The organism is Terasakiella sediminum, assembly GCF_033100395.1.
Lineage (GTDB): Bacteria > Pseudomonadota > Alphaproteobacteria > Rhodospirillales > Terasakiellaceae > Terasakiella.
The window spans coordinates 105,850-130,287 of record NZ_JAWLVJ010000013.1; the positions used below are offsets into that span (position 1 = coordinate 105,850).

The window sequence follows — 24,438 nt, forward strand, 5'->3', positions numbered from 1 at the left end:
AATTGATCGCTGGAATCGGCCTTGTGCGCTTGTGGTGGCGCCGGTTTATCCTAAATTATTGTGGAAGGATGAAACCTTTCGCAAGGTGAGGCTGTATTTTGGAGAGGAAGTTAAATAAATGGTGTTAAAGGCATATTTTAAACAGATTTCTTAATAGTTTGTTTGTGATTGGGGCTGTAGGTTAATAGTGCAATTGTTTGAGTTATGATCTGCTTAAGTTATGTCTGGAATTGAGATAGATAAAATTTTATGTAAATTGCATTCAACTGAGAATGTGCTATAGCTGGCATTAATGAATAAGAATTGCGCCTCATGCGATTAGGGATTGAGAATTGAAATAGATGTTCAAACGCGACAAAGATAAAAAGGTCGACTGGCTTGCCCGGTTGGGGAAAAATTCCAAAATCCCCTTCGGTATGTTTGACATACTTTTGGCTTCCCTTTTTATTAATTTGTTGTCTTTGGCCATGCCATTGTCATTGCTTCAGATCTACGATCGGATTTTACCGAATAGTTCTCTTAATACGCTTGCGATGTTGATTGGCGGCATCGCAATTGCGTTGTTGCTGGAGGCCGCGCTTCGTATCGGTCGAGCCTATCTGAGTGGCTGGGTCGGGGCACGTTTTGAACATATGGCCGGATGTGCGGCGATTGAACGTGTACTTTCAACCAGTGTGAATGATTTTGAAAAAGAAGGTTCCGGTGTTCATCTGGAACGTATTGGATCCTTAGGTACACTTAAAGAATTTTATGCAGGCCAGGCGATGATGACGTTGTTTGATCTGCCTTTTGCGTTTATCTTCCTGATGCTGATCAGTTATCTTGCAGGTAGCCTGGTGTTTGTTCCCATTGTTCTGATCACTTTGTTTGCCCTGAGCGCCTGGCGGGTCGGGGGAAGTCTTCGTAGCGCCCTGGCTGAACGGATGCAGGCCGACGAACGTCGCTTCAACTTTATTATCGAAGTCTTGCGCGGCATTCATACATTAAAGTCAATGGCGATGGAAACCCAGATGCTGCGCCGTTATGAACGTCTGCAGGAAGCTTGTGCGAAAACCGATTATGATGTGACGCGCCACAGCTCCACCGCAATGGGGCTTGGGGCTTTATATTCTCAGGTAACCATGTTTGCTGTCGTTGGTTTTGGCAGCACGTTTGTTATTGATGGTCAATTGACTGTTGGTGGTTTGGCAGCCTGTACCATGTTGTCAGGCCGTTCTATGCAGCCGTTGCAACGCGCTGTCGGGATTTGGGCGCGCTTCCAGTCAATCCAACTGGCCCGCGACAAGATGCGCGAGATCTTTGAATTACAACCAGAAACGCAAGGTAACCTGCCTGCAATTGGCGCCGAATATGAAGGTCATATTGAATTGCGTAATGTGGCTCTGCAGTTTGAAGAAGACCAACCACCTTTGTTTCAGAATGTAAATCTGACCGTGGAACCCGGCCAGATTATCGGCATTTCCGGCGGCAATGCCAGTGGTAAAAGCTCGCTTCTATATTTAATGATGGGCGCCATGCGTACCTCGCAAGGGGAGGTTCTGATCGGTGGACAGGAAATTAACGAGATTGATCCTTCCAGTGTACGTCGAAAGATCGCGTATCTGCCGCAGCATGGTGTGCTGTTTAACGGAACAATTCTTGATAACCTGACCATGTTCAAGCCCGAACTGGAAGAAAAGGCCCTCCGTATGGCCCGGCTTCTTGGTTTGGACGATGTGGTTGCGCGTATGCCTTTGGGGTATGACACGCATGTTGGTAACGGCGCTTACGATTCTCTGCCACGCGGTATTAAACAGCGGGTAGCGATTGCGCGTGCGTTGATGTCTGATCCTGTGGTCCTGTTATTCGACGAAGCCAACGCTGCGATGGATAGCGCGGGCGATCGCGTTTTGACGGAATTTTTGGAACAGGCACGCGGTAAACGTACTTTGATTCTGGTTTCTCACCGTCCATCGCTGTTGCGCATGGCGGATGAAGTTTATGATTTGAATAATGGGGAATTGATCAAACGTGAAGCAGAACAGTTTACTCCACCGCCTGCAGCCCCAGGTCCGCAGGTAGAAGGTCCGAAAGGTCCCGTTGCACCTGCACCGGCTGCTCCTGCGGCGCCCGTTGCACCGCAACAGCCGCCTGTGCAGCCTCAAGCACCCGTTCAGCCGCAACAAACTGCACAGAATCCTGTCGTTCAACACCCAACTGAACAAGGCCAAAAAACTGCGCCTAAAACGATGGCAGAACAGGTTTTGGAAAGAACGAAACTTAAAAATGCTGAAAAAATGCAGGCCACCCAAATGGGGGATGCCATGCCCAAGCGTCCGGTGTTACAGAAAGCACCAGCGAAAGTGCAGGATGTTGAAAGTGTGGATGTGCCTGAGGTAGAAAAAGTTAAACAGATCAAGTCCAAGATCAAGGTTATTCCGCCAACGGCCGATCAGGCTTCTGTGACTGAAAAACCGAAATTTGTGTTGAAGAAACGCGCCAAGCAGGAAACGGAAAAGACCGATGGCTGAAGCGTTAGGGCAAATAGAAGTCGCTCAGGTCCCCGCGGAATCAAAGCCGCTGGTCCCGACGGCAGAAGCAATTAAAAAGTCGCCTCTGCTTGCAAACCTGCGCGAAATTTCAGATTTTGCTGCCTGCCTTGAAGTGCTGCTTTTATCCCTAAGCTGGCGCGGTCAGGAACGTAATATCGCGGAAGCTATGCCGCACTTTGCCGATGAACTCGATCTCACAGGTTTCCGTAACGTAATGGCAAACCTGCAATATTCAAGTCGCCCGGAACGTATTGAACTTCATAAAATTGACCCTCGCTTGATGCCCTGCCTGTTTGTCCCTGACGATGGTGCTGCCTGCATTCCGTTGGCACGTAGCGATTTTGGCTTGCGTGTCTTTAGCGGCGGGTCAGGGGATTATGTCACGCTAAGCGGCAATGACATGGTCCTGAAAGGGACAGCTTATTTTTTTAAATCTGTTGATGTGGATGAACAGAAGCTTGTTCAACAGAAAATCGGCTGGTTTTGGATGGTCATGGAACGGTTCCGTTCTCTGGTTTATCAAATTCTTGGCCTGACCTTGCTGCTAAACCTGCTTGCCTTGGCAACACCGCTGTTTGTGATGGCGGTCTATGACAAGGTGGTTGCAACAGGCTCTATGTCCACGCTGGCCTATTTTGGTGTCGGCGTGTCAATTGCCATAATCTGCGACTATGTCTTGCGTAAAATTCGAACGCGGATATTTGCTTTTGTTGGTGCCAGGATTGATCACATAGTCGGGAACGAGGTCTTCAAGCGGATCATGTTCTTGCCGCCAGCCTTTACCGAACGTGCCACTATTGGTGCGCAGGTTGCCCGGATCAAAGACTTCGAATCTGTACGTGATTTTTTCACAGGCCCGATGGCTGTGGTGCTGTTTGAAATTCCGTTTTCTTTCATCTTTATTACAGTTATCTTCATTTTGGGTGGCGCCGTTGCAATTGTTCCTATCTTTATGTTGGTGTTGTTCTGGTTGGTCGCACTGGCTTTTGGACCGATGATCCGGGATGCGATCAGTGCGACGGCGCGTTTTGGGTCCAAGCGTCAGGAACTGGTGATCGAAACCATTTCTTCCATGCGGGCGATTAAATATACCAATGCCGAAGAAACATGGTTGGCGCGTTATCGTGAACTGTCTGCACAGGCTTCTATGGCGAGCTTTAAGTCCACGCAAGTGACGACCTACCTGACTACGATTTCTCATGTTCTGATGATTACATCAGGTGTGGCAACGATCGGCTTTGGTGTTTTTCGCGTATTTGACGGTGTGATGACCATTGGCGGACTGGTTGCCTCCATGATCCTGGTTTGGCGCGTGTTAGGCCCGCTGCAGTCCGGTTTTGTGACCTTGACCCGTGTGGAACAGGTACGCTCTTCGATTACGCAGATCAACAATCTGATGAACATTAATTCCGAACATAAAGACCACGTGGTGAATTCAAACCGCAAAATTGAGGGTTTTATCGAGTTTGGTCGTGTTTCCCTGCGTTATTCCCCCGAAGCAGATCCTGCTTTGGTTGGTGTGAATTTTGATATCAAGCCGGGCGAAGTTTTGGCCATCCTGGGTGGTAACGGTTCGGGTAAGTCTACGATTTTAAAGCTTTTATTGGGAATGTATGTGCCGCAGGCTGGCAGTATTCGTGTGGATCAAACCGACATTCGACAGCTTGATCCGGTTGAATTAAGGCAAATGATTGGTTATGCGCCACAAACAACACAGTTTTTTTATGGTACAATAGCCCAGAACCTGCGTCTTTCAAATCCGGCAGCATCCGACGAAGAAGTCGCGGCTGCCTGTGAAAAAGCAAATGTTCTGAAAGATATTGAAGACTTGCCCAAAGGGTTCTGGACGCGGATTGGCGAAGGCACAGGTGGACAGTTGCCAACCAGTTTTCAGCAACGCCTGAACCTTGCGCGCTGTTTTATTAAAAATCCGCGCATTATGTTGTTTGATGAACCGGGCAATGGGCTTGACTTCGATGACGATCAGGCCTTTATGAGAACAGTAAGCGATTTGAAAGAAACAGGTGTTTGTAGTTTCATTGTGACCCACCGGCCAAGTCACTTGAAAATTGCAGATAAAATCCTGTGGCTGGAAAATGGTCATATGAAAATGTATGGTCCAACTGATGATGTAAAACCCCACTTGCCGAAAGATTTCCTATGAGTGGTCAAGAAGTTACAACGAACAACGATCAGGGTGATAAGCCGCTTCATCCGGTCCAGTTTAAAATCGGGTCACGCCAAACGCGTTATTTGGCGCAATCCGTTGTATTGGAAGAAGCAGGCAGTTCCTCATTAATCCGTGCTGGAATGATGACGGTTGGTCTGGTTATTGTTGCCTTTATCCTCTGGTCCTATGTGACAGAAGTGGATGAGGTTGCGATTTCTTTTGGCGAAGTTGTGCCTTCCAGCCGTATTCAAACCATTCAGCACCTTGAGGGTGGGATCGTTTCAGAAATTCTGGTGCGTGAAGGCCAGATCGTAGAGGCGGGCGACATTATGTTACGCCTTGACCCTGCGGCTGCTTATTCTGAACGTGCACAAATGCAAGCTCGTCGTGCATCTTTGTTGTTGAAAGCGGAACGACTGCGTGCGGTTGGTCTGGACCGTGAACCTGATTTTTCCATTGTCGGAAAAGAATACGCAAACCTGGTGAAAGATCAGGAAGCCATTTATCAAGTGCAAACCAGTTCCCAGAACAGTAGTAGACAGGTATTGCTCAATCAGATTGAACAAACACGTACAGAACTGGATGTTATGGATGAAAAAGAGGCAACGGAACGTCAACAGACGAGCATCATTGAAGATGAACTTCGGATGCGTGAAAAGCTATATAAGCAGGGGCTGACATCCAAAGTCGTCTATCTTGACCTGAAACGTCAGGCGAACCAATCACGTGGCGAGGTGAATAAACTGGTTCAGGAACGTCTCAAAGCGATTGAAGCTCACGAAGAGGCAAAAAGTAGACTGGCACAGGATATCGCTAAAGCCAAAGAACAGGCGTTGCAGGAAATGGGAACGGTAACATCAGAGCTGGCCCAGGTTCGAGAAGCCTTGGCAAAACTGGATGACCGTGTAAATCGTTTGGAAGTCGTTGCCCCTGTTCGCGGAATCGTAAAAGGCCTCGAAGCTTCGACGGTAGGCGGTGTGTTGGCACCGGGTGCAACGATCACTGAAATCGTTCCGCTGGATAAAGAACTGATTGTTGAAACGAAGATTGAAACCAAGGATGTTGGTCACATGCGTGTCGGTCAGCCTGTTACGGTTAAGATTACCAGTTTTGATTATGCCCGTTACGGCGGGATCACGGGGGAGCTGACAAACATCTCAGCCACCACCTTTATGAATGAACAGGAAGACCCATACTATAAAGGTACTATCACCCTTGATCGAAGCTATGTGGGCTATGACCCGGAAAGCAACCGGATCATGCCGGGGATGACAGTTCAGGCTGACGTGACAACAGGTAAAAAGACACTGCTGCAGTATCTGCTGAAACCTGTTTATTCTTCGGTCAACGAAGCCTTCCGCGAACGATAAGACAGATCAATCACGCGCTGTGTAAAAGCGGGGAGATCATATTCTCCCAGTTTGGAATAGGGTACCCAACGGGCTGCTGCCGCATCGTCCAGGGCTTTTAGACCACCGTGGTCATAAAGGCAGGAAACCTCGATCAAGGTATAGTGATACTTGACCCGTCCATCTTCATCGGTGTGAATGGAATCAACACAGTCGATGAATTGTGGGTCTTTGATGTAGATCGCGGTTTCTTCCAGAACTTCACGTGCGGCGCCGTCAAAAACGGTTTCACCCACATGCTGCGCGCCACCCGGCAGGCTCCAGATCCCTTTGTTAGGTTCCTTTGCACGTTTAATGAGCAGGATTTCTTCCCCTCTATGGACGACAACGCCAATGCCAACCCAGGGTCTGTCGGGGTAAGTACGCATACAAAACCTTCATCAAATGTATTTTTTTAACCTTGTGCTATTAGACTGGATTGCATAATTAATTTAAACAGTTAATATAAATCCAACTACAAATGATCCTGAAAGGTTTCATGAATGGCGCAAGGACACGCAGCGAAACGCTTTATTGACCGTAAAGTTTTTTATGCTGGGGATAAGATTTTCAAAGAAGGCGAACCGGGGGACCGGGCCTATATTGTTGAACGCGGCATGGTTGAAATCTTCAAGATGATCGACGGTAAAGAAGTGGTTTTGGGGACCATCAACAAAGGCGGTATTTTTGGGGAAATGGCCCTAATCGACAATTCTCCCCGTATGGCGGCGGCGCGCGCTGTTCAGCAAACCACCCTCGTAATCATTACTCGCGATGTGTTTGAAAGCAAATTGGCAAAGGCGGACCCGTTCGTGCGTGGTCTGATCAATATTTTCGTGAAAAATATTCGCCGTATGGGGCAGGAACTGGCGAAATACAAGTCTTAAGCGACTTTATTCCCCCTCAGAATCCATTACTTCACCATTGCCGACCAAAAGATTGGCTTGATGTTTGACGCTTCCTAAGAATTGTTCGTCAGATTGTGGGTGGATGGTGAAGATATATTCTTCCGCCATGGCTTTTTGTTGGGCAATTTCTTTGGCTGCTGCCTCGTCTTCTGCTGCGATATGAACGATAGAGACACCGTTTTCGCCTTTTTCAGTGGCATAGACGTATTGAACAACCCAATTCTGCATTTATCTCACATTTCGTTCTTTTTAATCTCACTTAAAAACTATACCATGCCTGCATTCGCGCATAAACGTGAATTTACCAACTAGGGACAGCTGCTATGACGCAAGAAGATAATACTGATAAAGATGCCGGAAAACCAAAAGGCCTGACCGTCCTTGGACGCTTGCGTGCCTATTTTTTGACAGGTATTCTTGTCATTGCGCCTATCTCTATCACGATTTTATTTACCTGGCTGTTCATCGATTTTGTTGATGAAAAAGTCACACCTTTGATCCCCGCAGCCTATAACCCAGAAACCTATCTGCCATTTGGCCTGCCAGGCCTTGGTTTGCTTGTAGTTGTCATTGTCCTGACGTTGGTTGGCATGCTGACAGCTGGCTTCGTGGGGAAGCTTCTGGTGCGCATCAGCGAGGGGATCATGGCACGTATGCCGGTGGTCAGCGGTATCTATAGTGCGGTAAAGCAAATCTTTGAAACCGTGTTGGCGCAGAAATCACAGGCTTTTCGTGAAGCAGTGCTGGTTGAATATCCCCGTCGCGGCATCTGGGCCATAGGTTTTGTCTCAGGTACTACAGAAGGGGAAGTTCAGAACCTGACGGAAGACGAATGTGTAAATATCTTCCTGCCTACCACACCAAACCCGACATCTGGCTTCCTGTTGTTTGTTCCAAAGCGCGACCTGATCCCACTTAGTATGACGGTAGAACAAGCGGTGAAAATGGTGATCTCTGGCGGGATTGTTACACCACCGGATACACGTAGCCTTGAAGAACAACAGCGTCCGCAAACCTCTGCAAAAACATATGAAGATGTCGATGTTCTGCGCGAAAAAGAGAATGCGCCCGTTCTGGTTTCTAAAAAATCTGAGCCTTCCTAAGTGGAAAAGAACGTTCGCAAATTCCATAACCTGATTTCGATCCTTGATAAAAAGGTCGAAAAGCAGGCCATGCCCAATCAAAAGTGGGCGAGCTTTGTTGCGCTGACCAAAACAGGTAAAATCTCCGACCAGCCGATGATACACGCAGCCAATGCGCTGATGGCATTCGGGTTTGAGAAAAAAGCCTGTGATATGCTGGTGCTGGGTTGTGAAATTTTGGTCAAGTCAGGTGCGCTACTGGAAAAAATGGTCCAGACCCTGCGCCAGTTTGATCGCGAACGCGAAGCTGTTCAGTTTCTTAAAAAACGGATTAAAGCTGACCCGCAGGATTGGGCTGCAACCCGTCTGTTGGGGCGTGTTTATTATCATCAGGAAGATATCGTACAGTATCAGGGACTGATTGATAGCTTTCTTGAAAGCAACCCGGATCATCTGGATGGCCTTGTTGAAAAGGCAAGCTATCAGGGGGTGAAGGGGCAGTCAGATATTCAGGCGACGCTGGTTAAAATTCTGGATATTCAGCCGGATCATTTGTTCGGGCTGTCGCAAATGGTGCAGCATTATGCCATTTCTTATGAATTTGATCAGGCTGGGGATTATCTGAAAAAACTGAAAGAACACCACGCGGACCATGCGCTTTACAGCTATTGCCAGGGGATGCTTTGTGACCAGAAACTGGATTACGAACAGGCCCTCGTTCACTACAACGAAGCCTTGGCGCGCAATCCGGAAATGATTGAAGCTTATGGTAAGTCCGGCGGCATGATGGTCAAACTTGGCCGTGATCTGGAAGAGGCCTGGTATCGTCTGGAAGCACGTTTTCCCCAATTGCTCAACCGCCCCGACGGGCCTTTTTGGCGTGGGGAAGACCTTGAAGGTAAAAAGATTTTGATATGGGCGGAACAAGGGATTGGTGATCAGCTAAGCTTTGTTTCCATGCTGCGTGACCTGCCAGCCGGGATCAAGCAGGTGGATATCGAATGCGAGGCCAAATTGGTGTCGCTCTATCAAAGAAGTTTCCCGGATTTTAACGTTTATCCACGACGCAAAAATCGTAAAACGACATATGACTATCATATGCCGATCGGGGCGTTGGCACGTTATCTGCGCCCTGACTTGGACAGTTTTACCAAGACAGACGCTGTCCCGCTTGTTGTGGATGTGGATCAGGCACAGAATTGGCAAAGCTGGCTGGATGGTTTGGGTGACGGCAAAAAAGTTGGTCTTGCTTGGCGCAGCGGGACTTCTTCGATGGTCAGAAGTCGGGATGCCGCCCATTTGATTGATGATCTGGGTGACTTGTTGAAGTTGGAAAATGTGCAGTTTATCAATCTATTCTACGCGGATGCCTCTGAAGAACTGGCCGAGGTTCAGGAAAAACTGGGTGTCACCATCCATACACCGCCCGAACTTGACCAGTTTGATGATATCGATGGCACAGCCGCACTGATCAAGAACCTTGATCTGATGGTCGGTGTTGCTTGTGCACCTGTTCGACTGGCCCAGTCCGTTGGTGTTGAAACTGTCCTGACTTATACAGGGGACGCTGGTGCGGTTGATCCCTTATGGTGGCCGTGGACGACGTATATCAACCGTCATGGTGATGAAAACTGGGACATTACCCCGATCTTAGATAAGCTACGCTAGCATCTTCTTCGAACAGATACAGCAGCGTGCGAAGGGCTTGTCCGCGTTCTGACTGCAATTCCGGATCATTTTCCAAGATCAGTTTGACGTCATCGCGCGCGGCGGCCAGCAATTCTTCATGGGCGGGCAATTGGGCGAGCTTGAATTCCGGCAGGCCGCTTTGGCGTGTGCCCAAAACTTCCCCTGCACCGCGCAGACGTAAATCTTCCTCGGCAATCACAAAGCCATCTTCTGTTTCACGCATGATCTTAAGGCGCGATTTCCCATTTTCTGAAAGGGGTGATCCATATAACAGCAGGCAGGTCGAGGCATCCCTCCCCCGGCCAATCCGTCCACGTAATTGATGAAGTTGGGCAAGACCAAAACGTTCGGCATGTTCGACAATCATGACCGTGGCTTCGGGTACATTCACGCCAACTTCGATCACCGTGGTTGCAACCAGAACATCAATATCACCCTTGGCAAAGGCTGCCATGACCGCATCTTTTTCGGTGCCCTTCATCTTGCCATGGACCAGTCCGACCCGGTCACCGTAGATGCTGTGCAGATGATCAAACCGTTCTTCGGCGGCTGCAACTTCGATCTTGTCAGATTCTTCCACCAACGGGCAGACCCAGTAGATCCGCGCACCCTTTGAAACCATTCGGCCGATGCCGTGTGCGACTTCTTCCAGTTTGCTCAGTGCCATTACGCGGGTATCAACAGGTTTTCGTCCCGCTGGTTTTTCTAACAAGCGTGATACATCCATATCGCCATAGGCCGTCAACATCAATGTGCGCGGGATGGGGGTGGCGGTCATGACCAGTACGTCAACATGCTGGCCTTTTCCTGCCATGGCAAGGCGTTGATGCACGCCAAAGCGATGTTGTTCGTCAATCACGGCCAGGCCGAGGTTGTTGAATTCCACATCTTCCTGAAACAGAGCATGTGTTCCAATGGCAAGTTGCGCGTCGCCGGACTGAATTTGTTCCAGAATAGCGGTGCGTTTTTTTCCTTTGTCACGACCTGTCAAAACGATCGGCGTAATGCCTGTGCCTTCTAATAGTGGCTCAATCGTTTCCATATGCTGACGTGCGAGGATTTCTGTTGGGGCCATGATGACGGCTTGCATACCACATTCAATGGCATTCAGCGCGGTCATCAGCGCTACAACCGTTTTCCCGCTGCCCACATCGCCTTGCAGCAATCGGAGCATGCGAAGGGGCTGTGCCATGTCATCGGCAATTTCTTTTAAAGACTCTTCCTGTGATCCAGTGAGGGAAAAGGGCAGGGCATCCAGAACCTGCTTGCGCAGACGGCCGTCTCCTTTGATAGAACGCCCGGATGCTTTTCTGACGGTTCGGCGCACCAAAGCAAGGGCCAATTGGTTTGCCAGAAGTTCATCATATGCCAGACGTTCGCGCGCCGGATGGTCTGCATAAAAATCTTCTTCGGCCAGCGGGGTATGGGCCTTTTTCAGGCTTTCCTGCCACCCGACCCAATTCTTTTTTGCTTTGTAGGATGGATCAAGCCATTCAGGTAGTGTGACCGTTTTTTCAAGGGCTGCGCGTACCGTCTTGCCCATCAGCTTGTTGGTGACGCCAGCGGTCAAAGGATAAACCGGATCAACCGTCTGGATATCTTCACGTTCGTCTTCAGTGCCCATCCGGTCCGGGTGGGTCATCTGCAAGATGCCGTTAAACCGTTCTACGGTACCGCTGACGATGCGGGTTTCGCCTTCGGGCAATTGCTTGTTCAGATAATCCCCACGGGCATTGAAGAAGACTAGTTCGAGCGGTCCTGTTTCATCAAAACAGGCGATTTTGTAAGGCGCACGGCGGTTTCTGGATGGATAATGTTTCATCACCGTGACTTCCAGTGTCACGACCGTATGGTCCGGTGCATCCTTGATCTTGGGGGAGAAACGACGATCCACATATGATGTGGGCAGATGCCAGATGATATCGACAATATGTTCGCCCGTGATTTTTTCCAGCAACTTGGATATGCGTGGGCCGACGCCTGCAAGGGACGTGATTGGCTTGAAGAAGGGAAAAAGTATTTCAGGGCGCATGGTTTGAAGGTGACATCTTGGTAAAAGGAAGCTATATCCTAAGCAAATTTTCATTTCTGGCAAATGGTGTTCTTATGGATGGTCGTCTTAAGCGTTTACATCACAAATGTAAATATATGGGTGTACATGAAAATGACGTGATTTTCGCACGGTTTTCAGAACGGTATCTGGACGATCTGACGGCTGAAGAACTGGACCTTTTTGAAGACCTGTTGGATGAAAACGACTGGGATATCTTTACCTGGATTACTGCCAAGCGTGATGTACCTGAAAAACACCAGAATTCCGTTATGGGAAAACTGCGTGAATGCCAGGAATACGAACAAGTCTGATGAAACTCTCCCTGCGTGCGCTGCCCACTGCGGGTGTTTTAACCTATTCTGCTGTCCCGGAAGGCTATGACAGCATCGTCCTTGGCTATTTGACCAAACAGCATGGTGATTTGCTTTATGTCTGTGTGGATGAAGCCAAAATGGTGCGCACAGCACAGGCGCTTTCTTTCTTTTATCCCGATCTTGACGTCATTCAGTTCCCAGCATGGGACTGCTTGCCTTATGACCGTGTTTCCCCACATCCGGAAATCGTTGGGCAACGGGTTGATGCGCTGACCTCTATTGTTGAAAAGCGCGCCTCTTCTCGCATTGTTCTGACCACAGTGTCTGCTTTCCTGCAGAAGGTTCCGCCGAAAAAGAGCTTTGAAGGCGCGGTTTTCAAAGCCAACGTAGGGGATGAGGTTCGCCGCGAGAGCCTGACAGAGTTTCTGGAAAAAAACGGTTATCAACGCAGCGAAACGGTGATGGAACCGGGCGAATATGCTGTGCGCGGCGATATCGTAGATGTATTCGCACCCGGAAACGAAGAACCGTTGCGTCTTGATCTGGAATGGGACGAGGTCGCAGGCATCAGAAGTTTTGATCCGGTGAGCCAACGTACCATTGATCAGGTGAAAACCTTTGCGCTGAAACCTGTTAGTGAACTGCCGATGGATGAAGCAGCGATTTCACGCTTCAGAACAGAGTTTCGTAAAATCTTTGGGGCGAAAGCATCGAAAGACCCGCTTTACGAAGCGGTCTCAGAAGGACGTCGACCCATCGGTGTGGAACATTGGCTGCCGCTGTTTCATGAAAGCATGGAAACGCTTTTGGATTATATGCCAAAAGCCAGCAAGGTCGTTTTTGATCATCAGGTCGATCAGGCCCGCGATGCCCGTCTGGAAATCATTCAGGATTATTTCGAAGCCCGCGCTGATATGGTCGATGCGCAGCTGAGTGGCGAAGCACCTTATAATCCGATTGAGACGGACTTGTTGTATGTCGCGGGTGATGACTGGGACAAGCTGCTGGATGGTTATGGTGTCGGTCAGCTTAATCCGTTTAGCCTGCCGGAAAGTGATATTGTGCTGGATGGGCAGGGGCGTCGCAGCCATGATTTTGCCGAAGCGCGTGCCAACCCGGATGCCAATGTCTATGACGCCGTGCGTCAATATATGGTCGCCGAACAGGCCACCGGGCAACGCATTGTCATTGCGGCTTATTCAGATGGATCGCGAGATCGCTTGATGAATGTGTTGAAAGAACATGGCGTGGCGGGTTTGGCTGCCGTTGCATCTTTCAAGGATGTGGAACGCTTGCCCAAAGATGCGGTTGCCCTTGTGGTACTGGGGCTGGAACATGGCTTTGCCTATGACGGTCTGACGGTTCTGTCGGAACAGGATATTCTGGGTGACCGGATGGTACGCCCGGCGCGGCGTCGTATGCGCGCAGAAAACTTCATCGCCGAAGCCTCCAGCCTGTCAGAAAGTGATCTGGTCGTGCATGTGGATCATGGCATTGGCCGTTATGAAGGGTTGGAAACCATTGATGTGGGCAGGGCACCGCATGATTGTTTGATCCTTGTTTATGATGGCGGGGACAAGCTGTTTCTGCCCGTTGAAAATATTGAATTGCTGTCGCGTTTTGGATCAGATCAAGGCACCGCCCATCTGGATAAGCTGGGCGGTGTGGCCTGGCAGGCGCGTAAAGCCCGGTTGAAAGAACGTGTCAAGGATATGGCGCAGGACCTGATCAAGGTCGCTGCTGCGCGTGAATTGCGCAAAGGCGAGGCAGTTGCGCCACCTGATGGTTTGTATGAAGAATTCTGCACCAGCTTTAAGTTTGTAGAAACTGATGATCAGTTGCGCGCCATTGGCGATGCGATATCCGATCTGAAAAGCGGTCGCCCCATGGACCGTCTGGTCTGTGGCGATGTTGGCTTTGGCAAAACCGAAGTTGCCCTGCGCGCCGCCTTTGTTGCGGCCATGAGTGGCATGCAGGTTGCTGTTGTTGTGCCTACAACTTTGTTAGCGCGTCAGCATTTCAACAATTTTTCTGAACGTTTTGCCAATTTCCCCATACGTATTCAGCAACTTTCCCGCCTCGTCACACCTGCACAAGCCAAACTGACGAAAGAGGAAATGGAAAAGGGCACGGTTGATATTGTGGTCGGCACCCACGCCTTGTTGGCGAAGAACGTGAAGTTTAAACGCCTTGGCCTGTTGATCATTGATGAAGAACAGCATTTCGGCGTGACGCATAAAGAACAGCTGAAAAAGCTGAAATCCGATGTGCATGTTCTGACCCTGACAGCGACCCCAATCCCACGGACCCTGCAGATGGCCCTGACAGGGGTGAAGGAAATGAGCCTGATCGCGACCCCGCCTGTGGATCGACTGGCGGTACGTACCTTCGTCATGCCATTTGACCATGTGGTTGTGCGCGAAGCCATTCAGCGAGAACGCTTCCGTGGTGGGCAGTGTTTCTATGTCTGTCCACGTCTGGCTGATCTGGACAAGGTCGCGCGTGAACTGGATGAAATAGTGCCGGATGCCAAAGTTGCTGTCGCCCATGGCCGGATGAGCCCGAAAGAGCTGGAAGAAGTCATGACGGCTTTTTCTGAGAAAGCATTTGATGTTCTGCTGGCAACCAACATCGTTGAATCCGGTTTGGATTTACCATCGGTGAACACCATCTTTATTCACCGCGCCGATATGTTCGGTCTGGCCCAGCTTTATCAATTGCGTGGTCGTGTCGGTCGATCCAAAACGCGGGCTTACGCCTATCTGACATTGCCGCCGGGACAGAAAATTTCCAAGACGGCTGAAAAACGCCTGGAAGTCATGCAGACACTGGATAGTCTGGGTGCCGGCTTTACCCTTGCCAGTCATGATCTTGATATCCGTGGGGCAGGGAACTTGTTGGGGGATGAACAGTCCGGTCACATCAAGGAAGTCGGGATCGAACTCTATCAGCAGATGCTGGAAGAAGCGGTTGCCGAAGCCAAAGGCACATTGGGCGATGAAGGCGAAGATCACGACTGGTCACCACAGATCGGTATTGGCCTGCCTGTTCTGATCCCGGAAAGCTATATTGCTGATCTGAATGTGCGCATGGAACTGTACCGTCGTGTCTCTACCCTGAAATCAGCGGAAGAACTGGATAGTTTTGCAGCGGAACTGGTGGATCGTTTTGGCCCGTTGCCGGGGGAAGTGGAAAATCTGCTGGATACGGTCAATATGAAACGCCTGTGCCGTGAAGCATCTGTTGAAAAAGTGGATGCTGGGCCAAAGGGTGCTGTGCTGAAATTCCGCAACAACGAATTTGCCAACCCCGATGGGCTGGTTCGTTTCCTGATGGATCAAGCTGGTACTGCCAAAATGCGCCCGGATCACTGTCTGGTCTTTATGCGTCGCTGGGATGATGTGTCACAGCGCTTGGCGGGCGTGAAACGGTTGCTTACTGACCTTGGGGAAATGGCGCGACTGACTTAACCGTTTATCGCCGTATCAATGAATTTTCCCAGAATTTTTTGGTCTTGCGCACCAGAGATCACATAGCGGTCCCGGGCGACATAGGCCGGAACGCCATGAACGCCCAGTTCGCGGGCTTCGCGATCTGATTCCAGGACCTCTTTTCGACCTTCATCGCCTTCAAGGAAGCTTTTGACTTCATCACGATCCAGACCGACTTGTCGGGCCAGTTCGACCAGGCAATTGATGTTGCCGATATCATCGCCTTCCATAAAGAACCCCTGGAACAGGCGATCGACCATTTTATGATCCAGATCATAGCGTTCGGAAAAGGCAACAAGACGGTGAGAATTAATGGAATTAGGCGTAAATTCGATATCATCAAACTTGAAGTCAATGCCGTTTTCAGTCCCTGTTTTGGCGATCACGTCATAAACCCGTTTGGCACGATGCGCCCCGCCGAATTTATGTTCCAGATAGGTTTGGCGATCCATGCCGTTTTCGCCCATGGTCGGGTTTAATAGAAAAGGCTTCCACCTGATTTTCAGAGAAATATGTCCACGGCTTTCAAGGGCTTGTTCCAGCCGTTTTTTACCGATCAGGCACCAGGGGCAAATGGTATCAAAGTAGATATCTATATACATCGTATCGCAAATTTATTGAATATTTTGTCGGGCTCTCTTGATTAAGATATCCCGATCATCCCCTAATTCAAGGGTGGCAAGGCCCGATTCAACCCAGACGCTGATGGGCTGATAAACATCTGCTACTGCAAAGTCCGTATAGCTTAAAATACCAGCGATCCGGTGCATGACGATTTGGGCTTCGTTGATTGGGGTGTCTGGCAGAGCAATAGCAAATTCATGATCGCCATAACGTGCCACCATATCTTCGATACGCGACAGACCGGAAACCCATTGGAAAATCTGTTGCAGCAGGTGTTGTGATGCCTCACGACCAAACTGATTTTGAATTTCCGTGATATTGGGAATGGAGAAAAAGATAACGGCCAGGTGTTTTTGCCATTTCTGTGCATTTTCAATTTGTTGTGACAGGTTATCTTCAAAGAAGGCTTTGGTATAGGCCTTTGTTGCCGCATCAATTGATTTATCATGATGGGTGGTTTCAATTGCATTGCGCACGTTCCAACGCAGACGCTGGCGGCGGATCAACATCTTGATCTTGGCCTTCAAGGAATGCAGGTTCAGCGGGCGATTGACGATCCGTGTCACCCCATGGCGATAGGCATCCATGCGATCAGCCACGCTGTCCTCGCCCATGATCAGCATGGGGAGATTGAACAGTCGTGGGTTGTTGCGCACGCGGGCACAGAGGCCCAGAACCGTTTCATGGCTTTCTTTGGTATAATGGCAAATGGCAACGTCATAGATACCGTCGGTGAGCATGTTTTCGGCATCAAAGGCATTGTCGCACACGTCAATAGTACAGTTGCCATCCAGAATGGATTCAATGGCTGCACGATCCCCGGCAATCGGGTCAACCAGCAGGATTTTATAAGGCGTGTCATCCTGATGATCGATGTTTTTGCTGGCTGGGATATTTTTGCTGACAGCCAATTCAACGCGGCGTTCAAGCTCCATGACCATGGTGGAAAGGCGCAGCAGTGTTTTAATATGGACAATAAATTCCTGAATATCGAAGGAATGAATAAAGATATCGTCTGCACGCACTTCAATGGACTTGCTGTAAAGTTCATTGGTCTTTTCAGCCGCCAGGGCAACAACAGGGATATAAGCGGTTTCAGGCGTGGATTTGATCTTTTGAATAGCGGCAAAACCATTAAAATTATCGCAGGAAACATCAACCACGATCAGATCTGGATGCGCCGTCCGGGCCTTGTTTTCAAGGGAGGCATCATCGCAGGTCAGGACCGTGTAATTATAGCCTGATAGTTTTTCTGAAAAATCAGATAGCAGGTCGTTATTTGTTGATGTTAAAACGATATTGGCAATGCGATGCGTGCTCAAAATAGCCTCTCCCTAAACCGCAGAAATGTTAAGAGCTTATTATTTTTGTGTGAATATTATAGGTTTTTGACTCAATTACCAGTAATTGAAACAGCTTTTCTATAAAAAATGGTTTTATGAGGTGGAAAAGGTGAAAAGTTCACGCTTGGTGGTGAACCCTTTTAAGTCATAAGACCCCAATGTCCGCCAGTTTCCGCCATGAAGCTGGGTGAACTGATCCGACACGACGACGGGTGTGTTTAGTTCCTTAGTCATGCTTTCAAGGCGTGCGGCTTCGTTGGCCGATGACCCGATCACGGAAAATTCCAGACGGTTTTGCGTGCCGATGTTGCCATACATGACCTCGCCCACATGCAGGCCTATGCCGGATGCGATTTCCGGCTCACCCTTGTCACGTTGCTTTTCATTCAATAGTTCCAGGCGCTGAAAAGCCAGGCGGGCGGCTTTTTCTGCGTTGATGGCTGCCTTGTTTGAATCGATACAGTCATCTGTGGGGCCAAGCGGGAAGATGGCCAGCACTGCGTCACCGATATAACGCAGAACCTCGCCGCCATGTTCCAGCACGGCACCTGCGGTACATTCAAAATACTGGTTCAGCAATTCAAGGAAATCATCACTTTTCATGCTTTCAGCCAGATTGGTTGATTGGCGCAGATCAGAAAACCAGATGACGCTGCGGATACGTTGGCCATCGCCACGTTGAACCTTGCCGCTTAGAACCTGGTTTCCGGTCTCACGTCCCAAATAAGTTTCCAGCAAAACACTGGCCGTATGTTTCAGCGCATGGTTTTCAATGATACGGGCAAGGGCAGACAGGCTGTCATAAATAAGGCTGAGGTCATGTGAGCTAAAGCCATCTTTGGCACAACTGGCAAGGGTTATGGCACTGCGCCTCCCATCAGAAAAGATCAGGGGCAGGGCAACATAATCAGTAAAGCCTTCATCCTTTAAATCTTGCAGAATGGGGTAATCCAGTAAGCAATTATCGCCAATCAGGTTGCGGCGAATGGCACCGGCTTCGTCATCAAAAATGGCAGCAAAGGGGCTGTTGCGGTACAGTTCTGTTTCACGCATTTCGTGGCCGGCTTCGAAATAGTCAACCCGCTGGGCGCGTTCATCCCAGGTGTAGCTGAAGCCCATGACCTGGGGGTGGAGCAATCGAATGCTTAATCTTATCCGCGAAACCCGTACACCCGCATCCTGAAAGGCATGGGCGAGCTTGAGCGTCAGTTCGGATTTATCCGAAATTGTCCAGCCTTCTTCCAGTAACCAGTCAATGATTTGATTGCGTTGATCCAGCATTTTTAATCCCAATGATTGTAAGTTCATAACCTTCTATCATAGGGAATAAAAAAAGGCAGGAAAAATCCTGCCTGATTTTTGAAGATTATCGACCCATGACCAGGTCACCAAGGAAGAACAGCCAGCTCAGGATAAAGAGGCCAATACCCATGATGATGAAAGGAAGGTGATCACCAGTCAGTTTTTCTTGCAGTGTTGGTTCGTGAGCCATTTTCAATCTCCAAATTTTCTCAGGCGTTATATTGCGCTGCACAAAATAGGGAAAACCAAGGTGAAGTCAATAAGAATTAGAAAAATTATAAAATATTAGGTTTATGTGTTGAAAAGGCTGAATTTATATTATTGAAATCTTATTTTTCTTGAATGTGGTTATGAACAGTTATACTTATGTAAATCTGATTTAAACCTGTAAATGAATGGTGTCATTGTGGAACAACAAGCCATTGCAAATGCCTGGACCGGGATATCGTCCTGCGAAAATTGTGTGATCCGTCATTTGGCTTTATTTGCTGATTTGCAGCATGGTGATTTTGAACTGATCCACAAACCCATTCTGGAAATGACCAAATTTCCGGGCGATAAGCTTTATAATGAAGGTGACGACGGGGAATATCTTTATACGGTGCGAAGTGGTGTGGTGAAACTGACCCAATATCTGCCCGATGGCGGACAACGGATCGTGCGTCTGTTGCGCCAGGGGGACGTTGCTGGGTTGGAAACATTGGTCAGCCCGACATATGAGCATTTCGCGACTGTTCTTCGTGACGCCGAACTTTGCCAGATCCCGCGTGAAGTGGTGGAAAAACTGAATAAAGAAACCCCGCGTCTGCATAGCCAGTTGTTAACCCGCTGGCATAGCGCTGTTCAAAAAGCAGATGCTTGGCTGACGGAGCTTTCGACCGGGAGTTCCAAATCCCGTGTGGCCCGTCTTGTTATTGGCTTGTCTGATAAAAATACCCAAAGCTGCCATCTCTTCAGTCGTGAAGATTTAGGTGCGATTTTGGGTGTGACGACAGAAACCACGTCACGCATTATTGCCGAATTCAAACGCGATGGGGCTTTGAAGGATCAGGGGAAGAACCATTTCTGGGCGGATTTGAATATGCTCGAAAGTATAGCTAATCAAAATAGTTAGACTGCATTGATAATTCGCAATGCTGCAAAAGTTTGTTTTTGCCATTCTGATATCACAAGATGATTTATGAAGGAGTGGAAAAATGGATCATATTGCAATGTTCGGAATCGGTGGTGTTGCCTTGACAGTTGTTGTATGTGGCGGATTGCTGGCCTTTCTGATTCAAAAAATTAACAAAGGATAAGGTCCGTTTTCGGAAACAATCAGTTGCCGCATCAGCGATTGTGGTTGAAACATGATCATGTAACTCTTTTATCAACAGATGAAAGGGTTACTGACCATGGCTGATTTAGAAAATGAAATGACCGTAATTATCCCGAAACTCAGCGATATCGGGGAGTTTGAAGTTAAAAGATATCTTCCGTCCCAGGAAAAACGTTCAGTTGGGCCATTTATTTTCTTTGATGAAATGGGCCCGACGATCCTTGAACATGGAAAAGGCATGGATGTGCGCCCCCATCCGCATATCGGCCTTTCCACCCTGACCTGGTTGCTGGAAGGTGAAATCGTTCACCGTGACAGTCTGGGGTACGTGCAGACCATCCGCCCAGGCGAAGTCAACTGGATGGCAGCAGGTCGAGGGATCGTCCATTCGGAACGTTCCCCTGAAGACGGCCGGGATGGGGAACGCCCCTTATATGGTCTGCAAATCTGGATGGCTCTGCCGTCGGATAGCCAAGAGATTGACCCAAGATTCCAGCATATCAAGGCGCCTGACCTACCAAAGATTTCTAAAGACGGGACCGAGATCATCGTGATTGCCGGGCAGGCGTTTAGTGAAACTTCCCCTGTGGAGGTGCAATCACCGACCATCTATCTGGATGTGAAAGTTGATGCAAATGGATCCGTTGATTTGCCCGCAGAATATGAAGAACAGGCTGTCTTTATTCTGAAAGGGGAAGGGACCTTTAACGGAAAGCCTTTCGCCAAGGGTGACTTTGTCCTTCTGCCAAGTGCGGTGACGGACGTTCACGCCACAAGTGATCTGAATTTCGTCTTGTTGGGCGGGCAGGGGCTTAAGACCAGACGTCATATGTGGTGGAACTTTGTCTCCACATCAAAGGAACGGATCGAACAGGCCAAAACTGATTGGGAAGCCGGGCGATTTGACCCTGTCCCCGGTGAGGATGAATTTATTCCGCTTCCTGATTAAATTCTATTCCTGTCGAGCATGGCTTTCCATGCGATCAAACCCAATGGGGCTTCCATCAGCTTGAAACTGGCGGATGCGCCAGGGTTTGCCGTCTGCGTCCAGTTCAACCAAGCCAATGCCGGACCCATTTAATGTGCGTTGTCCGTCTGCGTGACCTTCCGGCTTTCTGGGGATAATGCGCATGTGGCGACGTTTGGTAAACCAGTTCAGTGGAGATTTGGGGGCAAACAGCCATTTGTTCATCACATCCAGAATATGCAAAAGCTTATTTGGGAATTCATTTTTCAAGCCGCTGCTGGTGATCTGCCAAATATCCGGGCCACCCGTTCTGCGTCTGAGTTCCACATCATAGACAAAGGAATAATGCACATCGCCTGAAAGAATGACGAAATTTTGCGGTGTTTTTCGATGCATAAAGACATTTAGGATGGAATTTGCTGTGCCCGGATGCGCCATCCAGTTTTCCGCATCAACCACCAGTGGTTTGCCCAGCCAGGTGACGATGCGCTGAATGGTTTCAATCAGTTTTACCCCAAAGATCGGGGCGGGGGAGACCAGCAGGACGTTATTCTGGTCTTTCAAGCGTTGCTGCAAATCTGTGATGGCTTCCCAATCCAGAAGCCCGGAGGGTTTGACCTCGGAACTTTCTGAACGCCAACGTCGCGTGCGGGTGTCAATCACGATCAAAGGTGGGCTGTTTTTCCAAGTATATTCCCATCCTTCGAATTTTAGAAGTTCATCAATGAAGTCTTCATGTTCCATGCTGCCTGGCTTTTCCAGAATGGTGCTAAGTTCCGCGAACATATCGTCGCTAAAACCTTCCGGGCAGTTGCCCCAGCCTTGATTGATCAGATAAGCGGTAAGAGCATTGCCGACCATGCGTTTGGAAAAGGGGTTGGCATAGACGGCTTCTTCCCACTGTCGGTTGAGGTTCCAGTCATCCGTTACGTCATGATCATCAAAGATCATGGCAACAGGCAGATGTGCCAATACTCGCTGCACTTTGCGCAGACCCGTGATGAAGTCTTCGATTGTCTTTTGCTCATCACGGTAAAGGGCGGCCATATCAGTGGATAACCCTTGGGGGATGGTTTCCAGATCAAGGTCTTTCCACAAAACAGGGGACCAGACCATCAGATACATGACCAGATGTTCTGATAAGGTAATCAAATGGTTATGGGCATGGTCCGAGGTAAAGATTGGTTTCTTCACCCCTTCAAAGAACATGTCCAGCAATTGCCGGGTGCCTTCGGTTTTGGGCAGGATGTTCTGGCGGTTATAAAAACAATCAGGATGATCAAACAGACAGTCTGAATCCGTAACCCCATTGCCGTCCAGTTCCGCCATCATTTCCGTGTTCATGCCCAATTGGTCAATCACCTGATGGATGGCGCTGAGCATGGGGCCAGCCACGTCATCGGCGTAAATCTGATCCCCGGTCAGCACCAGCATGGAGGGCCAAGCGGGGAGGTTTTCGTCCTCATAATCACTATGAATGATACGCTGGATCAATCGATCCGTTTCCACCAACCCGTCATTTGACCCATGATGGGGTTTGCGACAAGAGCCATGCAGCAGGGAAGAAACACGCGATGGAATTTCAAAGCCCAAGCTTTTGCGCCCGTCATAAAAAAGATCGGACCCGCGTGGACAAATGTTTTGCCATTTTAGACGGCCATTGATGCGTTGGCCCAACTCAATCTTATAATCAATCCAGCAATCAACCGGCAGGGCATCGGGCAGGGTGATGTCGATCATCAGGTAATATAGATGATCACCAGCTTTCAAAAGGCGACATTCATCCGTGTCTTCCTTCAACGTTACCTTGATGTCTTTGCCATCACTGGTGCAAAAGGTGACGCGCGCTTTGGCAGGTTCACGTAACGCCAGCCAGAAGGCCACTTTCGTTTGGTTTGCACGACGAAGGATCGGCCCGGCAAGGACAAGGTCATCTGGTGTTTGAAGCTGGGTCATAAGGGGGACATATGATATTTGGGTTAGGACAGGTTTGAAAGGGCGTCAACAAGTTGGTCGTGCAACTCACCTGCTTTTAAGACACCGCTTTCTTTATCGAAATTATCGTTAAAGCTTGGGATGGCGAGGCTAGCTTTCACATCCCCTTTGAAAAAAGGCATCTGTTTGGTAGCAAATTCCAACACACCCGCACCGCCGCGTCCGCCGGGTGATGTTGCCAGCAAAACCATCGGTTTATCCTGATAGACTTTGGGATTAATGCGCGAACACCAGTCAAACAGGTTTTTGTAAGCCGCTGAATAACAACCATTATGTTCGGCAAAGGAAATCACGATGGCGTCCGCACCAGCGATTTTATCCAAAAAGGCCTGTGCAAGCGGGTGTTTACCAAGCTCTGCCTCTTTATCCACGCTAAAGAGCGGCATTTCATAGTCGTTTAGATCCAGAATTTCTACATCAGCATCTTTGATCAGGCTGGTGGCATAAGTGACAAGCTGTTTGTTGATGGAATTTTGACTGCTGGAAGCGGCAAATGCGATAACGTTCATGGTCAATCCCCTTTGGTTTTTGCTTCTAAATAATTTAGGGGATGATTGGAAAAAAGAAAGGGTCATTTTATTATCAATAGATTGCTTGCTTTTCACGCGTGTTGATGGCTACAGTCACTTATTGAATTAAGAACCATTATAAGGACCTCCCCCATGGCCGGACAACAACGCGCAATTACTTTAAAATTCCTTGCAGAACCTGCAGACCAGAACTTCGGCGGTAAAGTTCATGGTGGCGCTGTGATGAAATGGATCGATTTGGCGGCATATGCCTGTGGCGCGGGCTGGAGCGGTAAATACTGCATCACGGCCTATGCGGGTGGTATCCGTTTTGTAAAACCGATCCATGTGGGTAGTCTGGTTGAGGTAAACGCCAAGGTGATCTACACGGGCAAGACCTCCATGCATATCGGCATCGATGTGCGCGCGAGTGATCCGAAAAATCCATCCAGCCAACTGACCACTCACTGTATCGTGATTATGGTTGCTGTTGACGATAACGGGAACCCATCACCCGTGCCGGAATGGATCCCGGAAAGCGAACATGACAAGCATCTGCTTGACTCTGCCGTGCGTTTGATGGAAATGCGCAAGAAAATTGGTGATGAGATGCAGGCACATGTCGAAAAGTGATGTGCCTGCAATAAAAAATCATTTTAATTGATTGGACCCGCTGCACTAAAGTGGAGGATACTTTACTCTGTCATGCAGCCTTCATTTCAAACTTCATAGGGCTGATGTTGCCCAAGTATGA

20 protein-coding genes are annotated in these 24,438 nt (G+C 48.9%); 11 read left to right on the top strand and 9 right to left on the bottom strand.

Translation table 11 applies throughout. The features are described 5' to 3' along the window. The first annotated feature begins 341 nt into the window (after positions 1-341). From RYZ26_RS11905 to RYZ26_RS11915, 3 genes are read left to right on the top strand one after another with little or no spacing between them, the layout of a single operon-like run. Positions 342-2,510 carry a peptidase domain-containing ABC transporter gene (locus RYZ26_RS11905; RefSeq protein ID WP_317683436.1) on the top strand — a complete coding sequence of 723 codons (2,169 nt, stop codon included), beginning with the start codon at positions 342-344 and terminating at the stop codon, positions 2,508-2,510. Continuing rightward, positions 2,503-4,695, top strand: coding sequence for a peptidase domain-containing ABC transporter (locus RYZ26_RS11910; RefSeq protein ID WP_317683437.1), 2,193 nt, complete (start codon positions 2,503-2,505; stop codon positions 4,693-4,695). The genes RYZ26_RS11905 and RYZ26_RS11910 overlap by 8 nt, the downstream gene beginning before the upstream one ends. Next, complete coding sequence (locus tag RYZ26_RS11915; protein ID WP_317683438.1) at positions 4,692-6,071, top strand: HlyD family type I secretion periplasmic adaptor subunit; 1,380 nt, start codon at positions 4,692-4,694, stop codon at positions 6,069-6,071. The genes RYZ26_RS11910 and RYZ26_RS11915 overlap by 4 nt, the downstream gene beginning before the upstream one ends. Here RYZ26_RS11915 and RYZ26_RS11920 read toward each other — a convergent pair. Then, the gene (locus RYZ26_RS11920) at positions 6,035-6,478 is read right to left on the bottom strand and encodes an NUDIX hydrolase (RefSeq protein WP_317683439.1); all 444 of its coding nucleotides are present in this window, start codon (positions 6,476-6,478) and stop codon (positions 6,035-6,037) included. The two genes, RYZ26_RS11915 and RYZ26_RS11920, sit on opposite strands and share 37 nt — an antisense overlap. Before the next feature lie 114 nt (positions 6,479-6,592). Between RYZ26_RS11920 and RYZ26_RS11925 the strand changes: the two genes are divergently transcribed. Beyond that, positions 6,593-6,976 carry a cyclic nucleotide-binding domain-containing protein gene (locus RYZ26_RS11925; RefSeq protein ID WP_317683440.1) on the top strand — a complete coding sequence of 128 codons (384 nt, stop codon included), beginning with the start codon at positions 6,593-6,595 and terminating at the stop codon, positions 6,974-6,976. 6 nt (positions 6,977-6,982) lie between these two features. On the opposite strand, the gene RYZ26_RS11930 is transcribed toward RYZ26_RS11925, so the two are convergent. Next, positions 6,983-7,225 carry a hypothetical protein gene (locus tag RYZ26_RS11930; RefSeq protein WP_317683441.1) on the bottom strand — a complete coding sequence of 81 codons (243 nt, stop codon included), beginning with the start codon at positions 7,223-7,225 and terminating at the stop codon, positions 6,983-6,985. 95 nt (positions 7,226-7,320) lie between these two features. On the opposite strand from RYZ26_RS11930, the gene RYZ26_RS11935 reads away from it, so the two are divergent. Both RYZ26_RS11935 and RYZ26_RS11940 read left to right on the top strand, forming a co-directional pair. Beyond that, positions 7,321-8,100, top strand: coding sequence for a DUF502 domain-containing protein (locus RYZ26_RS11935; RefSeq protein ID WP_317683442.1), 780 nt, complete (start codon positions 7,321-7,323; stop codon positions 8,098-8,100). Further along, positions 8,101-9,747: a hypothetical protein gene (locus RYZ26_RS11940; protein ID WP_317683443.1), complete on the top strand. Its 1,647-nt coding sequence runs from the start codon at positions 8,101-8,103 to the stop codon at positions 9,745-9,747. Here the strand turns inward: RYZ26_RS11940 and recG are convergent. Continuing rightward, positions 9,719-11,800 carry an ATP-dependent DNA helicase RecG gene (gene recG / locus RYZ26_RS11945; RefSeq protein ID WP_317683444.1) on the bottom strand — a complete coding sequence of 694 codons (2,082 nt, stop codon included), beginning with the start codon at positions 11,798-11,800 and terminating at the stop codon, positions 9,719-9,721. The two genes, RYZ26_RS11940 and recG, sit on opposite strands and share 29 nt — an antisense overlap. A gap of 74 nt (positions 11,801-11,874) precedes the next feature. On the opposite strand from recG, the gene RYZ26_RS11950 reads away from it, so the two are divergent. Further along, positions 11,875-12,132, top strand: a complete 258-nt coding sequence (locus tag RYZ26_RS11950) for a succinate dehydrogenase assembly factor 2 (protein ID WP_317683445.1) — start codon at positions 11,875-11,877, stop codon at positions 12,130-12,132. After that, positions 12,108-15,605, top strand: coding sequence for a transcription-repair coupling factor (gene mfd / locus RYZ26_RS11955; protein WP_411576867.1), 3,498 nt, complete (start codon positions 12,108-12,110; stop codon positions 15,603-15,605). The genes RYZ26_RS11950 and mfd overlap by 25 nt, the downstream gene beginning before the upstream one ends. Here the strand turns inward: mfd and RYZ26_RS11960 are convergent. The 4 genes from RYZ26_RS11960 to RYZ26_RS11975 all read right to left on the bottom strand — a co-directional run bounded on the left by RYZ26_RS11960 (position 15,602) and on the right by RYZ26_RS11975 (position 19,085). After that, positions 15,602-16,228, bottom strand: a complete 627-nt coding sequence (locus tag RYZ26_RS11960) for a DsbA family oxidoreductase (RefSeq protein WP_317683446.1) — start codon at positions 16,226-16,228, stop codon at positions 15,602-15,604. The genes mfd and RYZ26_RS11960 overlap by 4 nt on opposite strands. Before the next feature lie 12 nt (positions 16,229-16,240). Further along, positions 16,241-17,572, bottom strand: a complete 1,332-nt coding sequence (locus tag RYZ26_RS11965; RefSeq protein ID WP_317683447.1) for a diguanylate cyclase domain-containing protein — start codon at positions 17,570-17,572, stop codon at positions 16,241-16,243. A 114-nt stretch (positions 17,573-17,686) separates the two neighbouring features. Then, entirely contained in the window at positions 17,687-18,901 is a 1,215-nt protein-coding gene (locus tag RYZ26_RS11970; RefSeq protein ID WP_317683448.1) for an adenylate/guanylate cyclase domain-containing protein, read from the bottom strand. Between the two features lie 58 nt (positions 18,902-18,959). Continuing rightward, positions 18,960-19,085, bottom strand: a complete 126-nt coding sequence (locus RYZ26_RS11975; protein ID WP_317683449.1) for a hypothetical protein — start codon at positions 19,083-19,085, stop codon at positions 18,960-18,962. Between the two features lie 201 nt (positions 19,086-19,286). Here RYZ26_RS11975 and RYZ26_RS11980 point away from each other — a divergent pair, with 201 nt between their 5' ends. Both RYZ26_RS11980 and RYZ26_RS11985 read left to right on the top strand, forming a co-directional pair. Further along, positions 19,287-20,009, top strand: a complete 723-nt coding sequence (locus RYZ26_RS11980; protein WP_317683450.1) for a Crp/Fnr family transcriptional regulator — start codon at positions 19,287-19,289, stop codon at positions 20,007-20,009. A 280-nt stretch (positions 20,010-20,289) separates the two neighbouring features. Then, positions 20,290-21,162 (top strand): pirin family protein, encoded by an 873-nt coding sequence (locus tag RYZ26_RS11985; protein ID WP_317683451.1) that lies wholly within the window; start codon positions 20,290-20,292, stop codon positions 21,160-21,162. A gap of 3 nt (positions 21,163-21,165) precedes the next feature. Here the strand turns inward: RYZ26_RS11985 and RYZ26_RS11990 are convergent, their stop codons facing one another. Together RYZ26_RS11990 and RYZ26_RS11995 are read right to left on the bottom strand one after the other, a co-directional pair. Next, positions 21,166-23,136, bottom strand: coding sequence for a metallophosphoesterase family protein (locus RYZ26_RS11990; protein ID WP_317683452.1), 1,971 nt, complete (start codon positions 23,134-23,136; stop codon positions 21,166-21,168). Positions 23,137-23,159: 23 nt separating this feature from the next. After that, positions 23,160-23,684 carry an NADPH-dependent FMN reductase gene (locus RYZ26_RS11995; protein WP_317683453.1) on the bottom strand — a complete coding sequence of 175 codons (525 nt, stop codon included), beginning with the start codon at positions 23,682-23,684 and terminating at the stop codon, positions 23,160-23,162. A 153-nt stretch (positions 23,685-23,837) separates the two neighbouring features. Here RYZ26_RS11995 and RYZ26_RS12000 point away from each other — a divergent pair, with 153 nt between their 5' ends. Continuing rightward, positions 23,838-24,317 carry an acyl-CoA thioesterase gene (locus tag RYZ26_RS12000; protein WP_317683454.1) on the top strand — a complete coding sequence of 160 codons (480 nt, stop codon included), beginning with the start codon at positions 23,838-23,840 and terminating at the stop codon, positions 24,315-24,317. Positions 24,318-24,438: the final 121 nt, after the last annotated feature.

Coding starts and splice junctions, on each gene's coding strand:
- RYZ26_RS11970 (WP_317683448.1), bottom strand. CDS start 18,901: ATGAACTTACAATCATTGGGATTAAAAATGCTGGATCAACGCAATCAA.
- RYZ26_RS11935 (WP_317683442.1), top strand. CDS start 7,321: ATGACGCAAGAAGATAATACTGATAAAGATGCCGGAAAACCAAAAGGC.
- RYZ26_RS11915 (WP_317683438.1), top strand. CDS start 4,692: ATGAGTGGTCAAGAAGTTACAACGAACAACGATCAGGGTGATAAGCCG.
- RYZ26_RS12000 (WP_317683454.1), top strand. CDS start 23,838: ATGGCCGGACAACAACGCGCAATTACTTTAAAATTCCTTGCAGAACCT.
- RYZ26_RS11910 (WP_317683437.1), top strand. CDS start 2,503: ATGGCTGAAGCGTTAGGGCAAATAGAAGTCGCTCAGGTCCCCGCGGAA.
- RYZ26_RS11975 (WP_317683449.1), bottom strand. CDS start 19,085: ATGGCTCACGAACCAACACTGCAAGAAAAACTGACTGGTGATCACCTT.
- RYZ26_RS11950 (WP_317683445.1), top strand. CDS start 11,875: ATGGATGGTCGTCTTAAGCGTTTACATCACAAATGTAAATATATGGGT.
- RYZ26_RS11990 (WP_317683452.1), bottom strand. CDS start 23,136: ATGACCCAGCTTCAAACACCAGATGACCTTGTCCTTGCCGGGCCGATC.
- mfd (WP_411576867.1), top strand. CDS start 12,108: ATGCCAGGAATACGAACAAGTCTGATGAAACTCTCCCTGCGTGCGCTG.
- RYZ26_RS11920 (WP_317683439.1), bottom strand. CDS start 6,478: ATGCGTACTTACCCCGACAGACCCTGGGTTGGCATTGGCGTTGTCGTC.
- RYZ26_RS11930 (WP_317683441.1), bottom strand. CDS start 7,225: ATGCAGAATTGGGTTGTTCAATACGTCTATGCCACTGAAAAAGGCGAA.
- RYZ26_RS11960 (WP_317683446.1), bottom strand. CDS start 16,228: ATGTATATAGATATCTACTTTGATACCATTTGCCCCTGGTGCCTGATC.
- RYZ26_RS11925 (WP_317683440.1), top strand. CDS start 6,593: ATGGCGCAAGGACACGCAGCGAAACGCTTTATTGACCGTAAAGTTTTT.
- RYZ26_RS11985 (WP_317683451.1), top strand. CDS start 20,290: ATGGCTGATTTAGAAAATGAAATGACCGTAATTATCCCGAAACTCAGC.
- RYZ26_RS11995 (WP_317683453.1), bottom strand. CDS start 23,684: ATGAACGTTATCGCATTTGCCGCTTCCAGCAGTCAAAATTCCATCAAC.
- recG (WP_317683444.1), bottom strand. CDS start 11,800: ATGCGCCCTGAAATACTTTTTCCCTTCTTCAAGCCAATCACGTCCCTT.
- RYZ26_RS11905 (WP_317683436.1), top strand. CDS start 342: ATGTTCAAACGCGACAAAGATAAAAAGGTCGACTGGCTTGCCCGGTTG.
- RYZ26_RS11980 (WP_317683450.1), top strand. CDS start 19,287: ATGAATGGTGTCATTGTGGAACAACAAGCCATTGCAAATGCCTGGACC.